This is a genomic window from Flavobacterium sp. UBA6135, assembly GCF_002428305.1.
Classification (GTDB): domain Bacteria; phylum Bacteroidota; class Bacteroidia; order Flavobacteriales; family Flavobacteriaceae; genus Flavobacterium.
This window is the reverse complement of record NZ_DIVJ01000040.1, coordinates 55,413-71,059: the sequence shown is the minus strand read 5'-3', so window position 1 is coordinate 71,059 and position 15,647 is coordinate 55,413. Positions and strand designations below refer to the sequence as shown.

At 37.9% G+C, this 15,647-nt stretch carries 12 protein-coding genes; 1 reads left to right on the top strand and 11 read right to left on the bottom strand.

The genetic code is table 11. From position 1 onward, the window contains the following. Positions 1-55: 55 nt before the first annotated feature. From B3L86_RS10625 to mobA, 9 genes are all read right to left on the bottom strand, one after another. Positions 56-658, bottom strand: a complete 603-nt coding sequence (locus B3L86_RS10625) for a methyltransferase family protein (RefSeq protein WP_125019689.1) — start codon at positions 656-658, stop codon at positions 56-58. A 17-nt stretch (positions 659-675) separates the two neighbouring features. Next, complete coding sequence (locus B3L86_RS10620; RefSeq protein WP_291118758.1) at positions 676-2,712, bottom strand: heavy metal translocating P-type ATPase; 2,037 nt, start codon at positions 2,710-2,712, stop codon at positions 676-678. Positions 2,713-2,717: 5 nt separating this feature from the next. Next, positions 2,718-3,440: a transglutaminase-like domain-containing protein gene (locus tag B3L86_RS10615; protein WP_291118755.1), complete on the bottom strand. Its 723-nt coding sequence runs from the start codon at positions 3,438-3,440 to the stop codon at positions 2,718-2,720. A 57-nt stretch (positions 3,441-3,497) separates the two neighbouring features. Next, positions 3,498-3,920: a Fur family transcriptional regulator gene (locus tag B3L86_RS10610; protein WP_125013929.1), complete on the bottom strand. Its 423-nt coding sequence runs from the start codon at positions 3,918-3,920 to the stop codon at positions 3,498-3,500. 11 nt (positions 3,921-3,931) lie between these two features. Further along, complete coding sequence (locus B3L86_RS10605; RefSeq protein WP_291118749.1) at positions 3,932-5,188, bottom strand: efflux RND transporter periplasmic adaptor subunit; 1,257 nt, start codon at positions 5,186-5,188, stop codon at positions 3,932-3,934. Positions 5,189-5,196: 8 nt separating this feature from the next. After that, a complete protein-coding gene (locus tag B3L86_RS10600; RefSeq protein WP_291118747.1) occupies positions 5,197-9,555 on the bottom strand; it encodes a CusA/CzcA family heavy metal efflux RND transporter in 4,359 nt (1,452 codons plus the stop codon). 129 nt (positions 9,556-9,684) lie between these two features. Next, positions 9,685-10,023 carry a DUF6660 family protein gene (locus tag B3L86_RS13685; protein ID WP_414655133.1) on the bottom strand — a complete coding sequence of 113 codons (339 nt, stop codon included), beginning with the start codon at positions 10,021-10,023 and terminating at the stop codon, positions 9,685-9,687. 48 nt (positions 10,024-10,071) lie between these two features. Then, the gene (gene mobB, locus B3L86_RS10595; protein ID WP_125019695.1) at positions 10,072-11,325 is read right to left on the bottom strand and encodes a conjugal transfer protein MobB; all 1,254 of its coding nucleotides are present in this window, start codon (positions 11,323-11,325) and stop codon (positions 10,072-10,074) included. Between the two features lie 4 nt (positions 11,326-11,329). Further along, a complete protein-coding gene (mobA, locus tag B3L86_RS10590) occupies positions 11,330-11,764 on the bottom strand; it encodes a conjugal transfer protein MobA (protein ID WP_125019704.1) in 435 nt (144 codons plus the stop codon). Between the two features lie 1,191 nt (positions 11,765-12,955). On the opposite strand from mobA, the gene B3L86_RS10580 reads away from it, so the two are divergent. Further along, a complete protein-coding gene (locus B3L86_RS10580) occupies positions 12,956-13,237 on the top strand; it encodes a helix-turn-helix domain-containing protein (protein WP_125019697.1) in 282 nt (93 codons plus the stop codon). 289 nt (positions 13,238-13,526) lie between these two features. Here B3L86_RS10580 and B3L86_RS10575 read toward each other — a convergent pair whose 3' ends face one another. Both B3L86_RS10575 and B3L86_RS10570 read right to left on the bottom strand, forming a co-directional pair. Next, positions 13,527-14,198: a hypothetical protein gene (locus B3L86_RS10575; protein ID WP_291118742.1), complete on the bottom strand. Its 672-nt coding sequence runs from the start codon at positions 14,196-14,198 to the stop codon at positions 13,527-13,529. Positions 14,199-14,342: 144 nt separating this feature from the next. Beyond that, positions 14,343-15,593 carry a site-specific integrase gene (locus B3L86_RS10570; protein WP_125019699.1) on the bottom strand — a complete coding sequence of 417 codons (1,251 nt, stop codon included), beginning with the start codon at positions 15,591-15,593 and terminating at the stop codon, positions 14,343-14,345. Positions 15,594-15,647: the final 54 nt, after the last annotated feature.

Here is a 15,647-nt window from a genome sequence, read left to right as displayed (position 1 = left end):
ATTTTAGTATTGAGACGGCTTCTTTATACGTAATAGAATTTGGTATATTGTTCATTTATATCAGTCTTCTTACTTTTTGTTTGTAACCAATGTATGCTTGTCCGTGCTCTTTGGTTAAAAATTCTTCTTCAAGTCGGATTTGGATTTGAATGAGAACGTAACCTAATATCAAAAAAATCAATGTCAATGTGTTTGGTGTCGTAAAAAAAAGTCCGACTAAACTCAAAATCATTCCGAAAAAAATCGGGTTTCGTGAAACTGAAAATAGTCCGCTTGTTACCAATTCTGTTTTTGTGTCCGTGTCAATACCGATACGCCAAGAATTTTTCATATGCCCTTGTGCAATTACTGTCCACACTAACGAAATGAAAAGAAGTGTAAGTCCAATGTATTTTACCGTCTGGTTGTTAAATTGTACGATTGGTAAGAAGTTGTCGTGCCAAGTCGGGAAAAAGGCATAAGCAAGAACGTAAATAAACATTGCTATCAACGTCAGTTTGAAGTAAAGCCCGATAAGTCCGTAAGCACTGTTGTCTTTGGGCAATACAAGTGGGTTTTTGCCTATTCGTTTTGCTACTACAACCGATTTCAAAACAAAGGCAACTCCAAAATAAATAATGAAGTATATCGGCAATATTATTCTCAAAAAATCTATCATACCGTGATTTATTTTTGTTAGTTAAATTTCATACGTTGTATTCTTACCGCATTTAGAATAGCCAATAGAGCCACTCCAACATCAGCAAAAACGGCTTCCCACATTGTAGCTAACCCACCAGCACCAAGTACAAGTACAATCGCTTTTACTCCAAATGCCAATGTGATATTCTGCCAAACTATTTTCTTTGTCTGTTTTCCGATATTGATTGCCACAGGAATTTTGCTCGGCTTATCGTCTTGTATGACCACATCTGCCGTTTCAATGGTAGCATCGCTTCCCAAGCCGCCCATTGCGATACCTACGTCGCTCAATGCCACAACGGGAGCATCGTTCACACCGTCGCCTACGAAAGCAACGCTTTCGCCTTTGGCTTTGATTTCTTTAACCTTGTTTACTTTATCTTCAGGCAATAAATCTCCGAAGGCATTATCTATTCCCAACTGTTCCGCTACATACTTTACCACTGTGCTTTTATCTCCACTAAGCATAGTAGCTTTAACATTGAGCTTATGCAATAGATTTATCGTTTCCTGTGCGTCTTCTTTGATACTGTCGGCAATAGTGATATAACCGACAAATTTGTTATCGTAAGCAACGGCGATAGTCGTATATACGATGCTGCTCGGGTCTAAATCGTATTGTATCCCGAACTTGTTCATAAGCTTGAAATTTCCGACCAATAAGTCTTTACCATTTATGGTTGATTTCAGTCCGTGTCCTGCGATTTCCTCTGTATTTTCCAAGCGGATTGTATTATCAGGTTTCCCAACGTATTCGTGAATGGCTGTCGCTACGGGGTGCATACTGTGGCTTTCCAATATGTTGACCAATTGCAGGATTTCGTCTTGATTGAACGCTTTGTCAAATACAACTTCCTGAACCTTAAAAACGCCCTCTGTCATTGTACCCGTTTTATCCATTACCACGTTTTGGATATTGGAAAGAGCATCTAAAAAGTTGCTTCCTTTGAATAGTATCCCGTTTCTACTCGCTGCTCCGATGCCACCGAAATAACCCAATGGAATACTTATCACTAAGGCACAAGGACAAGAAATAACCAGGAATACCAAAGCCCTGTACAACCAATCCTTAAACTCATAATCAGCTACGAAAAAGTAAGGCAGCACACAAATAGCGACCGCTAACAGTACCACAATAGGGGTATAGATTTTCGCAAACTTGCGGATAAATAATTCCGTTGGTGCTTTTTGTGAAGTAGCATTTTGTACCAATTCCAAAATTTTACTCAACTTGCTATCCGTATATGCGGTTGTAACCTGCACTTGTGCAACGGTATTAAGGTTTATCATACCTGCCAAAACCGTTTCGCCTTTGGCTTTGGTGTCGGGCTTGCTTTCGCCTGTGAGTGCTGCGGTGTTGAACGATGCCGTTTCAGATAATAATTCTCCGTCCAAACCTAATTTTTCTCCCGGTTTCAGTTGTATGATTTCGCCGATGTTTACGGTTTCTGCCTTTACGGTTTCCGGCTGATTGTTTCTTAAAACCGTTACCTCATCAGGTCTTTGGTCGAGCAATGATTTGATGTTTGCTTTGGCTCTGGACACAGCCATTGTTTGAAAAACTTCTCCAACAGCATAGAATAACATCACGGCAACACCCTCCGGGTATTCGCCAATGGTAAATGCCCCGATGGTGGCAATGCCCATTAAAAAGAACTCTGAAAAGATTTCTCCCTTTCTGATGCTTTTCACAGCATCTGTCAATACAGGAAACCCAACGGGAGCATACGCTACCACATACCAAATAATCCTTACCCAACCTGTAAACCATTGCTGTGGAAGCCAATTATCAAATGAAATGGCAACAAGCAACAATACCAATGATATGATGCTCGGCAAAAACATTTTCATCGGACTACTATCACTATGGCTGTGGTCGTGTCCGTCATCATCGCTGTGGTCGTGTTGATGCTTTTCATTTACCAACTCTTTTGCACCTGCTTGGGTGTAAATTTTTTCTTCCTGTGTGCAACAAGTCATTTTGCCTTGTGCATCGTAAGTATGCTTGTGATTTTTATCTGTATTTATCATCCCCTTTAATTTTTGATGTTCGTGTACGTTTTTCCGTTTCTTATTCCTTCTACGTTATTATTCATTATATGTCTAACGATATTCCGAAAAACAAATCGCTCTATTTTATTTAATTTTTGTCGATGTTTTACATAAAATCCATCGGGTGTATCAAATACTCCAAAATCCTGATTGATGCCTTTGTCCTGAATAAACGTGTTGTTGAGACTCCATTCTATTGGCGGATTTTCAAAATTATCAGTATAAACTCCGTAGCCACAAAAGGTAGTCTTACAATCACTGTTTTCTTCTTGTAATTTGGTCAGATAGGGTTTATCTAAAATTACACCCTCTAAAAAATACCATTGTTCGTCCACCAATACTTCAACCCAACTATGTAAGATATTTTGAGGCGAAAGTTTATACCAAATACCTGTAATTGCTCCTTTTTGTAGGGCTTTGTCAATGGTAAACCCGTGAATACGGTTGGGTATTCCCGCTGCTCTTAACAAAGCCATTAGTAAAGTTGCTTTCGTATTACATTGCCCGTATCCGTCTTTCAGTATTTGCGATGCAGGAATATCGTCAGAAATATTATAACCAAACTTTATTTCATCTCTTACAAAATTGTAAATACCTTTTATCCGGTAAGTCGTGTCAAAGTCTTTCCATTGCCTTCGCTCCACTAATTCCTGTATGGAAGGATGAGTATAATCAAGTATTTTGGTTTCTTTAAGATAATTTTCCATAAAACTTTGTTTAAAAGCTGTCATCATAACAAAGGCAAACAAGGAGAGCTTGCAATACTATTGCAAACTCTCCTCTAAACATTGTTCACAAATACCTTTTCCAAATAGCCTTATTTCATCAATTCGGTATGCACTGCTTTCACTTTGTGGAATTGTGAAATCCTCCTTGCAAGTAGTCTGTTTGCAAATTTTACAGTAGAAGTGCAGATGCCAATCCTTGTGCGTTTTCTCATCACATTCATCGTGGCATAAAATATATTTAGTTGTGTTATTCTCCTGAATACTGTGTACAATGCCTTTTTCTTCAAAAGTCTTCAAAGTCCTATAAATAGTAACCCTGTCGGCTTTGTAAAAATGGCTTTCAATTTCAGACAATGACATTGCTATCTGCTGCTGTTTCAAGAAGTCATACACCAAAATCCGCATACTGGTAGGATTGGTATTTTTATCTAAGAGTTTCTGTTCTATGTTCTTGTTCATAACAAAACTATTTAATGAGCATGTCCATCACCCGTATTGCTCAATTTCGCATTTACAAAAAATGCACCTTTTACAACGACATGTGTCCCTTCGGCAATTTTATTAACGGGTATAATAGCCGTATAACCTAATTCCGTAGCACCTTTCATCACTTCTATCTTTTCAAAACGTGTGCCTTGTTTCGAACCGTGGTCGTGACTTTCGCCTTCTTTATGTTCGTGAGGTTCTTCCTCCTTCTCTTTGACCAAAAAGATATAATATTTACCATCTGCATTGACAATTGCTTCATTTGGAACAGACGGACTCAAAGCTCCATCCAGATTTACTATACCTGTTATATTCATTCCGTCAATAAGTCCTATTTTATCTCCAATAACCTTACTGTGCACAGCAATAGTCTTGCTATTACTATTGAAAGAAGAACCTATATTATATACTTCGGCAGTATATGTTTTGTTCGGGCTGTTTGTTACAATAAAGTCTATTTTCTGACCAACTTTGATTAAAGGAACGTCTTTTTCAAATACCTGTAAATCTAAATGCAAAGCACTGTTTTCAACCAGTTCTGCAATGGGCGAAGAGACATCTACATAGCTTCCAATCTTGGCAAAAACGTTACTAACTATTCCATTTATGGGACTTGTAACTGTTAATGATGATTTAAGGGTGGAATTTGACAGTGAAGTCGGATTAATACCCATCAGCTGTATTTGTTGTTGCAATGATGCTTTTCGGGTCCTTAAAGTATTCAATTCGGTTGTAGCACTTTGCAAATTCTTTTTTGCACCTACATTCCCCTCGTTCAGGTCTCTTTGTCTTGTGAGTTCTTGTTCTGCGAATACTATTCCGCTATTGATCGTAAGATATTCCTCCTGTAGCTGTATAAATTGCGGATTAGAAATAGTAGCAATCGCTTGTCCTTTCTTTACATAATCTCCTATATCTACATTAAGCGTTTTTATTATTCCCCCGAACAGGGACGTCGCATTAGCCTTGTTGGTATTAGGAACTCTTAAGAACCCATTGGCTTTCATCGTGGCAGATAATTGTTTCTGTTCAATTGAACCGATTTCAATACCTACTGTTTTTATTTGCTCATCGGTAAGTGTGACCGCGTTTTCTTCTTCGTGTTCATCTGATGATGTTTCCGACGGTGTATCGTGATTATGTCCATCTCCTTCTTTATGATTGTTTGTACAGGCATAAAAAGAAATTAAAGCTCCAGCGATTAAAACGCCAAAAAACAACTTATTTATATTACGTTTCATAGAATGTCTTATTTGCTAATTAGTGAATTGATAAGCGTTACAGTTTCATTGATCTGCTGTATGCTCTTTAGATAATTAAGTTGAATATCGGCTGTTGTCTGCAAAGCAAAAAGATATTCAACATATGATATTTCGCCAGTCCCATACCCGAGCTTTGCCGCTTGGATTATTTCATTAGCGTTTGGAAGAGCCTGCCGCTTGAAATAGTTAAACTGTGTTAAATACTGCTCATATTGATTTACAGCATTTGTCAATTCTGTTTTTAACTGTTGTTCTTGCCATTTTGCATTCAATTCCAATGATTGTTTTTGATAATCAAGAGAACGTATTTTCGCTTTGGTAGCTCCAAAAGTTAACGGAATGGAGATACCTACATCAACAAAACTAAACCTTTGGTCTCTTCCGTAAAATTGCTCTACACCATTCCTACTATGCATTCCTATTAACGAGACATTATTATACCCTATGGTAAAATCTGGCAGTCCATTTGCTCGTTCTACTTTTTTACTTTGTTCAGCAATTTTGGCATCCTGATATAACATTTGAATACGAGGATGATTTTCAATGGCAGCACGATCAATAAACGAACTTAAAAGCAACGGTTCGTATTCCGGTTTGGATACAATAACAAAATCGTCCGGTGTCTGCATTAAGGTTTTAAGGTATTTGTAGGCATTTTGTCTGAAAATCTCATTTTGTTGGAATAACAAGTTTATTTCACCTTTCTTGGTAACTGCCGTATTTACATCAAGTTTGCCTATATCTCCGGTTTTATATCGTAATTCTGCAACTCTGATAAAATCTGCGTATATACTGTCCAAGTGTTTCAAAACGGAAGCATTATGCTCTAAATATTCTAACTGATAATAATAGTTTCTGACCGTTCTTTTCAGTTCGTTTTCTGTGAATGCTTTTATCCACTGCTGACCTTTAACCTGCTCTTTGACCAAATTTTTCTTTGCACCGAAGAGTGTAGGAAATGGTATGTCCTGGGAAATCTGAATACCATCATTATATTCAAAGCCTTCATTATTTCCGTACTGAAAGTTTAAATTTGTTTTAGGTAATTCAAAAGCTGTTTTGCTTAGGCTTTGAACTGATTTAATTTCCAGATTTTTTGCCTGTATTTCAGTGTTGTTCTGTAAAGCAATTTCAATAGCCTGATTTACATCTATGGTTTGAGCATTACTGTTTTGAGAAAAACCTAAGAAAACCAACAGCAATAATACTGGAGTTACAGTTTTAAATTTGCTATTTCTCGGCGGTTTATTGCTTTTCATAAATAGAAGGTATAATAGAGGTAGTACAAACAGCGTTAATGCCGTTGCTGTAATTAACCCGCCAATAACCACGGTTGCCAAAGGTTTCTGAACTTCTGCACCTGCACTGGTACTCAACGCCATAGGTAAAAATCCCAAACTTGCTACTGCTGCTGTCATTAATACAGGTCTTAACCTTGTTTTAGTTCCCTCAATAATTCTCGGTATAATCTCATTCCAACCCTCTTTTTCTAACCTGTTAAAGGTCGAAATCAATACTATTCCATTTAAAACGGCTACACCAAATAATGCGATAAATCCAACGCCTGCCGATATACTGAAAGGCATATCCCGTATTAACAACGCAAACACACCTCCGATGGCACTCATCGGAATTGCTGTATATACTAAAATGGCTTCTTTCAGAGAATGGAAAGTGAAATACAATAGAATGAAAATCAGAAGTAGTGCGATAGGCACTGCAATCAATAATCTGTCGGTCGCCTTTTGAAGATTTTCAAACTGACCACCATAGGTAAAATAATAACCTGTCGGTAGCTTAACCTGATCAGCCAATTTGTACTGAATTTCATTGACTATACTTGCTACATCTCTTCCCTGGACATTAAATCCTACATATATTCTGCGTTTACCTCCTTCACGACTGATTTGCGCCGGGCCCAATTTATAGTCAATCTCGGCAATCTGCGAAAGCGGTATCTGGTCTCCGTTTGGAATCGGAATAAAAAGATTATTCACATCTTCGATCGAAGCTCTATGAGCTTCATCCAATCGTACCACTAAATCAAACTTGCGCTCATTTTCATAAACTACACCTGCTGCTTTCCCTGCGAACGCTGTACTGACAATATCATTTACTTGCTCTATGTTCAATCCATAATTAGCGATCCGTGTACGGTCATATTCGATATTGATTTGCGGAAGCCCTGCTACCCGTTCTACTTGTGGGACTGTTACTCCTTCCACTGATTGTATGATATTATTAACCTTATTCGCATAAATTTGTAGAGAGTCCATATCTTCTCCAAAGATTTTCACAGCTACATCCTGCCTGATACCTGTCATCAGCTCATTGAAACGCATCTGTATAGGCTGATTGGCTTCAAAGAATACACCGGGAATACTTTCCAGTTTCTCCATCATTTCGTTTGAAAGCTCGTCATACGATTTTTTAGTTTTCCACTCTTTTTGAGGTTTCAGGATAATCATTAAGTCAGTAGCTTCGGGCGGCATAGGGTCTGTTGGCACTTCAGCTGCTCCGGTTTTACCGACTACCATTTTTACTTCATCAAATTCCTTAATAATCCTTGATGCCTGCATTGAAGTTTCAAGACTTTGACTCAATGAAGTCCCTTGCGGTAAGATACAGTGAAACGCAAAATCTCCTTCTCCTAATTTCGGCAAAAATTCTCCTCCCATATTTGAAAAGATGAAAATACTGATTGCAAAAATTCCTACCGAAACGGCAACAACTATATGTTTTATTCTTATCGCTTTCTCCAATAAAGGTTGATATATACCTTGCAAAAAGCCTATCATTTTATCGGAGAAATTCTTCTTGGTGATTGGTTTTTTGGATAAACACAATGCACTCATCATCGGGATATAGGTAAATGACAGGATTAATGCACCCAAAATCGCAAAACTAACCGTTTGAGCCATTGGGCTGAACATTTTTCCTTCTATACCGACCAAGGCTAATATAGGGATATAGACGATGAGGATAATAATTTCTCCAAAAGCAGCACTTGTACGGATTTTCCTTGCCGATTCATAAACTTCCTCATCCATTTCATTTTGGGTAAGTTTCAGCTTCGATTTTCGTAAACCTAAGTGATGCAAAGTGGCTTCAACCACAATCAAAGAACCATCCACTATCAATCCAAAATCAATAGCTCCCAAACTCATCAAATTTGCACTCACGCCAAACAGCCTCATCATCCCCAATGCAAAAAGCATTGATAATGGTATAGCTGATGCGACTATCAAACCTGCTCGAAAATTTCCTAAAAAGAGAATTAGCACAAAAATTACAATCAGCGCACCTTCAATGAGGTTTTTTTGAATTGTACTGATTGCCCTATCAACCAAATCCATTCTATCTAAATAGGGCTCTATTATGACATCATCAGGTAGGGATTGTTGGATAACAGGTAATTTTTCCTTGATATTTCTTACAACGTCAGAAGTATTTTCTCCTTTTAGCATCATTACAATGCCACCTACGGCATCTACTTCGCCATTATAGGTCATCGCTCCGTATCGGGTAGCGTGACCAAACTTTACTTCGGCTATATCTTTGATAAATACTGGAATACCGTTCGTGTTTTTTACAACGATATTTCCTACATCTTCAAGCGAAGTGACCAAACCTACTCCCCGAATAAAATAAGCATTCGGCTTCTTATCGATATAGGCACCTCCGGTATTTTGATTATTGGATTCCAGTGCCGTGAAAATGTCAGAGATACTGACATCCATTGCTTTAATCCTATCTGGATTAACAGAAACCTCATATTGTTTAAGCAAACCACCGAAACTATTGACTTCGGCAATTCCCGGTGTACCGTATAGTTGGCGGGCAACAATCCAATCCTGCATTGTCCGCAAATCCATTGTGGAATATTTATCCTCACTGCCTTCTTTCGGGTGAAGAATATATTGGTACACTTCCCCAAGACCAGTACTCACTGGTGATAGCTCAGGAGTACCAACTCCTTCCGGTATTTGCTCTTCTGCCTCTTTAAGCTTTTCGTTGACTAACTGTCTAGCAAAATAGATATCTACTTCGTCTTTAAAAACAACTGTTACAACGGAGAGTCCAAATCTTGAAATACTTCTTATTTCTTCTACATTGGGAAGATTGACGATGCTTTGCTCAACGGGGAAAGTAACCAATTGTTCTACTTCCTGTCCGGCTAATGTAGGAGATAGGGTAATAATCTGAACCTGATTGTTTGTTATATCAGGCTGGGCATCAATGGGGATTTTGGTGGCACTCCATACCCCCCAGATGATAAGTAATAAGGTCATCAATCCTATGATGAACTTATTCTTTATGGAGAATTTTATAATATTATCTAACACTTTTTGTTGCGATTAATGATGAATTAATAATGATAAAATCATAATGATTGTGTTTTTAGGCAATATAAATAGCCTAAAAACCGAGCTAACGCTGTTTGCGTTAAGCTGTAATCACTAAAACATTAAAAATTAAGCATTAACCTTTGGCGGTTGCCAAATTTTCCCGAAGTAGCAGGGGATAAAGATAGATTTGTAATATATTTCAGGCTTAGACAGTTCAAAAGTCTTCGCCTTAACTAAGTTATATACATTCCATTGAAGCACTATGCCCGACACCATTCCACAACAACCGCATAAACAAAACGGGCTGCACATATCAGGTTTTTCCTGATGGTCGTGGCTTGCTTTATGGGCTAATTCTTCTGAATGGTTATGGTTTTGAAAACTCTCCTTTTCATACATATCGGTACACGGCATTAAAAATACCGCCATCATATAAATTGCCAATATGGAAAAAAAGACTTTCATATTCTTTTGCAAAGTTAGTAAAAAAGTAATGCAATGGCATTGCATTGTTTATTGCAATCGTCTCTTTTTCTTCTTCATTCGTTTGGCAAACTGTTCTTCCTCGTAATCCACGCCCTGTGCATCAGGTAACAGGCTGAACAATCCCCAATCGAAATTAGTCGAATGCTCCTGTGTGATAAACTCAAATAGGTCTTTCGTTGGTAAGTCGTCCATTGTATTCATAACAGGGCTGTCCTGTACCTTTAATTCGGGCTTGTTGCCATTGTTCCACCAATCGTTAAATACATTTGCTGACAGGCTTCTATCTAACTGCGAACCGTTCCAAACGGTACGGCTACCGTTATCAATAAAAGTTATGCCGTAAATCCGTCCGCTGTGGTTACGCCTGACAACGGTATGAATGTTCTGCTCGGCAAGTTGCTTTCTAAATTCCTTTTCGTTGTTTGTGGTGTGCATAGCCAATTCAACGGTATTCTTTAGGACAGACCTTGCAGGGTTGGTTTTCATTTTCTCCTTTGACTGCTCAAAGTGTTTTTGCAGTTGGGCAATCCCTGCATCTTTTCCGAATAGCGATGCTTTGAACGGGTTGCTTGCCTTGTTTCCTTTCTCGTCCAATGCTACATACACTAATCCGTGTACAGGCTTGCCGTTCCGTTCTCCCTTTATTTCCTCTGCCGTAATATTAAAAAACGAAAGCAAGGCGTTGTATGCTCCAAGACTTGTGTACTGATAATATTTCGGCAGATGCCGTACTACCGAAGCCATTTGGCTCTTTATATCGCCTTTCTGCTGTTCTACCTTTTTGAAAATCCTATCAGGTTGTTTCTGCTCCTGCTCGGTTGCTTTGTGCAGGTTGTATTTCTGTTCCAAATCCCGACAGATTGCCATTGAACGTGGGTGGTCGTAATCATCGGGGATTTTCTTGCCGTCAATGCCCACACAGGTCGAAACGATATGGATATGTGTTCGGTCAATGTCTGTATGTTTGAAAACAATATAAGGCTGATTACCGTAACCCATACGCTCCATATACTCCTGTGCCATTTCGGTAAACTGTTCATCGCTTACCTTGTCTTTCGGGGTTGGGTTCAGCGAAATATGCCGTACCGTTTTTTCCGTTTTGATGTTTGCCGACAGGTACGGCTCAAAGCACTTATTGAAATACGCTACGGAATACCTGCCGTTCATTGTATCGGGTATCTTGTTCAGTAATAAAACCGCTCCGTTTTCCGTTCCCACTTTCTGTTGATTGTACAAAATCGCTCCGTACATATTGCTCCCTTTTCCGATTTTTGCAATCATAATTTCACTCTTTATTCAGGTATTTATTTTCAAATTCATCGGTAAGAATTAAAACCTTTAGCAATAGTTCTTTCATTTCTGCTGTCTGTTTTTCTAATTTATAGAGATATGCAGATGCTTTTTTCTCTGAAAAATTGGCGTTCAATAACCTTACAATCTGATTATAATTGGTTGCTATTCCCCGAAACTGACCGAAAAATTTGGTCAATCCTGCGTGATATTCTACTGCATTCATATCAATTTTTACAGTCTTTACCGTCTTCTGAAAGATACAGGCTGTAATGAAATGTGCCTTTACACTTATCCCCGATTGGTCAAAGAGGGCAAGGAACTTGGCGTTTTCCTCTGCATTCAGGTTAATGGAATACCGATGTACGGCAGGGTCATTCTTCGGTTTTCTCCCTGTTTTCCTAAACTGTTTACTGTTCTTTTCTTCCATAATAAATCCATTTCTAATGTTAAACAAAACTGCGACTTCGGAGCGGTTTTCAGCTTCCTGCAAGGACAAGTGCTTTTGAGGTACAGAAATTTATTTCGAGTACCTCAAAAGATAACTTGCTCTGAACAGGGGTTCAGAAAAATCCGTTTTGCAAACGGATTGGAGTTAGCGAAAAACAGTACGAAGCTGTTTTTCATTTTTGTCCGTAAATACGCTGATTTTGATGTGTTAAACTCCCTCTGCTGTTCCTTTACAAAGTAAAGGAACTATGGACGTTCGGCACTCGGACAAACACTACCTCTGAACGCCAAATGCTACCATACTGAAATGAAAGGCTGATAATATCCAAAAAGAGAAAAAGATGGATGGGAAAAATGAAAGTATTGATGCAAAACTGTATATATGAGCAAGTATTTACATACATAAATAAGTGCATAAATCTGTATGTACGCTTGTATGTAAATATGCTTTTACGCTTTTATTTAAAAGTGTACCTATGTATGGGAGTAGGTAGGTAGGTACAAACACTCGAAGTAAACACGTTTCTCCCTTTTAAAATTGTTTCCAAAAGAAAAAACAGAAAAAAAAGAAAGCCATTCAATCAAGGCGGACAAGCGGAAAACCCAAAAGGAAACGGAATAAGTCCCGAAGGGTGGCAGGGCAGCACAACAAACTCGGCGAAGCCAACATTTGCCCTGCCATTATGCCGTAGTCTTTTGGTTGGGTGGTGCGGTGGCTGTCCGCTTTACCTTTGCGACCTTTTTGTTCTTTTTTTTGGTACATTTTTAAATGTTTCTTTTATAGTATTTACATCTGAACGCCAAATGCTACCTCTGACTGCAACATTGGAAAACCCTGTATAAGTACCTTATATTTTTGAAGTCTAAATTGATTAAATATGGAAATAACAGTTTTAGACATTCAGATTTTAAAGGCATTGCACAAGGAAGTAAAGGAAGTTTCCAATTTGATTTCGGAGATAACTGCACCTTACAGAGCATTGCAACAGGCAACGAAATGGCTCGACCAACAGGAAGCCTGCCAACTGCTCAATATCAGCAAAAGAACATTGCAGACGTACAGAGCAAAGGGCATTCTTGGGGCAACACAAATCAATCGGAAGACTTATTTCAGATTGTCCGAAGTGGAGTTACTTATGCAGGGAGAGCGACCATTAAAAAAGCAAAAGAAATGAAACAGATTGGAAATTCAAACGAGGATATGCTTGCCCTGCTCGAAGCTGTGGTAGGCAACAAAAACGAACTGCTGTATATCAGGGAATATTTCCACCCATTGTTAAAAGGGGAAATCTACCTGTCAGGCGAACAGGTTTGCGAAATGCTACATATCAGTAAACGGACTTTACAACAGTACAGAGATGACGGACTGATACCCTTTATCAAACTCGAACGGAAAATACTTTTCCGTGAAAGCGATATTGTGAAAGTGTTGGAAGACAACTATCAGCGTTAGCCGATTAAAGAATGTTTTAAAATTGTAGCCGTATCAGGTCAGTTAAAGAAACAGCCCATTGCTTAAAGCGGTGGGCTGTGTTGTTGTATGAACGATTTTGTAAAATGCTTGTACTTTTTTATCACGATTATCGTGTTTGTATAAACGTCAGTAACAGAAAAATGTGCAAGTATTTTTTGTTGGTAAAATTAAGATAGCAAAACGAGTTGAATTTTCTGCAAAAAGTTCAGCCGTTATTGCATTTACACTGCGTGCCTGTTAATCAACAAGCACCGATATGTGGTCTTTTTTAATCAAATTGTTTCATCAATTCTATCATACTTAATTTATATCCGTTTAAAAGTTTGAATAACTCTTCACTTACAATGAACATATTGAAAGCATAATCTACTTTTTTACTAATCGAAAATTCTGTTGTTTCGGCTAATCTTATACGCATCATAAATTCGTTACCATCATCAATTCTATCAGTATTAAATTTTATATGCTCATTTGAGAAGTGGATAAAACCACTTGTATTCTCATACAACAATCTAAATCCAGGATAAAGATTGTCTAATTTCTGAAATAAATATAAATCTGTCATTTTGTTGCCTTCAGCATCTTTTATATTTCTGATATGTTCTCCATTTTGAATTCGTTCATAAAAGTCTAATCTATCCTGAACTAAACTTAAAGCAAATAATCTCATGCAATTATCGGCTTGAAGTCTTAATAAATTTATTGCAGTTATCCAATTATTTGAGTCTGAGAGTGTTTTAAAACCTCTATTTAATTCAATTGCTCGATGTACAATTGAAAATGTGAAATGACTTGGTTTGGAAAGTAATTTTCGTTGTGTTTCATTTGTGAAAATATCAATAGCAGTCTGATTTAGCTTTTTATTTAATTCTTCCAACGATGCAAATACTTGGGTTAAATCAGCTTCCGAAACATTATTATTTAAAGATTGTTTTTCCATTTGAGGTTTACTAAGATTACATGATAGGTTGACGAAGTTTATCCATCATCCTTAATGGTTTAAAACATTTGTTTTATCCAACAGCTAAAATACAAAAAAGCCAATGCTTACAACATTGACTTTCTTTAATTGCTTTAGTAGGTTTCAGAGTTGCGAAACAAAAGAGCGTTCCATACCCTTAAATTTATGTGACACCTTTTGCATATCCTTTCCGACTTTCTCGTTAAGTATCTTGGCATAAATCTGTGTTGTGGCAATGTTTTTATGTCCTAACATCTTGCTCAAACTTTCCAACGGAACACCCTCGCTCAAAAATAGGGTGGCAAACGTATGACGTGCCAAATGAAAAGTTACTTTCTTTTCTTTAAGGCATTCAATCAGTTGGGATATTCGTTTCAAACTATCATTGCAGACGGTGTTTGAGGGTACAAGAAAAACCTTGCCGTCCTTTGACAGTCCTGCATATTTCTCGATAATCATTTTTGGAATATCCAACAGCATCACATTGGACGATGTAGATGTTTTCTTTCTCCGTATAATAATCCATTGATTGCCGTCAAAGAACTCTTGGATATTACTGTTTTTAAGTCCTTTCATATCCGAATAGGAAAGCCCTGTAAAGCAACTGAAAACAAACAGGTCTTTTACCAATTCATCTTTTTTGGTATCACAATTGAATGTTACAAGCTGTTCTAACTCGTTCCGTAACAGATAGCCACGGTCTTTGTCCTTTTTGGTATTCTTGTACTCGCTGAACGGATTGAAAGCAAGGTGCTTTCTGCTCATTGCCAACCGACAGAGGGTAGTAAAACCAATCATATACAGCCAAATGGTGTTATGCTCTAAACTCTGGTCGTCACGCAGGTAGTAATCAAAGTCCTGTACAAAATCAGAAGTAAGGTCGTTAAATGATATATCGGAATAACCGTATTTTGTAAGTGCAAAATTCCGAAGATGCTTTAAAAGTGTTTTGTATTTGGTGCGAGTTCCGTTTACCCGAAGTCCGCTATCGACTTTTTTCTCATAGTCTAAAAGGAACTGTTCATAGAATTTGAAAAAAGTAAGCTCTCCGCTTTCCATACCGAGAAAGGCATTTTTAAGTTTCACACTGTTTACAGCTCCCTCGTTTTTCAGGATTTTGGAATAACATTCCTCGATACCCAAACGGATTTTGTCAAGTTTACCGTTTACGTCTTGGGCTTCCCTGCTTTTTCCTAAAACCCTGCCATACTTCAAATCCCAATTCGATGCGGTAATATCCAACTTGGTACTAAATGCAGACTGTTTGCCATTTACGGTAATCCTGCACATAACTGCAACCTTTCCGTTTTTCTTTGGGGCGTTCTTTTTAAGGTAGAACAGTACCTTAAACGTTGATTTTTTTGTCGTTTCCATACTCACAATTCTTAATGATAAAATTAAACTTATGTGAGCCACGAAACAATATGA

Bases quoted from the DNA above. Each gene is read 5' to 3' on its own strand.
- B3L86_RS10575 (WP_291118742.1), bottom strand. From the start codon at position 14,198: ATGGAAAAACAATCTTTAAATAATAATGTTTCGGAAGCTGATTTAACC.
- B3L86_RS10580 (WP_125019697.1), top strand. From the start codon at position 12,956: ATGAAACAGATTGGAAATTCAAACGAGGATATGCTTGCCCTGCTCGAA.
- B3L86_RS10625 (WP_125019689.1), bottom strand. From the start codon at position 658: ATGATAGATTTTTTGAGAATAATATTGCCGATATACTTCATTATTTAT.
- B3L86_RS10605 (WP_291118749.1), bottom strand. From the start codon at position 5,188: ATGAAACGTAATATAAATAAGTTGTTTTTTGGCGTTTTAATCGCTGGA.
- B3L86_RS10570 (WP_125019699.1), bottom strand. From the start codon at position 15,593: ATGGAAACGACAAAAAAATCAACGTTTAAGGTACTGTTCTACCTTAAA.
- B3L86_RS10615 (WP_291118755.1), bottom strand. From the start codon at position 3,440: ATGGAAAATTATCTTAAAGAAACCAAAATACTTGATTATACTCATCCT.
- B3L86_RS10610 (WP_125013929.1), bottom strand. From the start codon at position 3,920: ATGAACAAGAACATAGAACAGAAACTCTTAGATAAAAATACCAATCCT.
- mobA (WP_125019704.1), bottom strand. From the start codon at position 11,764: ATGGAAGAAAAGAACAGTAAACAGTTTAGGAAAACAGGGAGAAAACCG.
- B3L86_RS10620 (WP_291118758.1), bottom strand. From the start codon at position 2,712: ATGATAAATACAGATAAAAATCACAAGCATACTTACGATGCACAAGGC.
- mobB (WP_125019695.1), bottom strand. From the start codon at position 11,325: ATGATTGCAAAAATCGGAAAAGGGAGCAATATGTACGGAGCGATTTTG.
- B3L86_RS13685 (WP_414655133.1), bottom strand. From the start codon at position 10,023: ATGAAAGTCTTTTTTTCCATATTGGCAATTTATATGATGGCGGTATTT.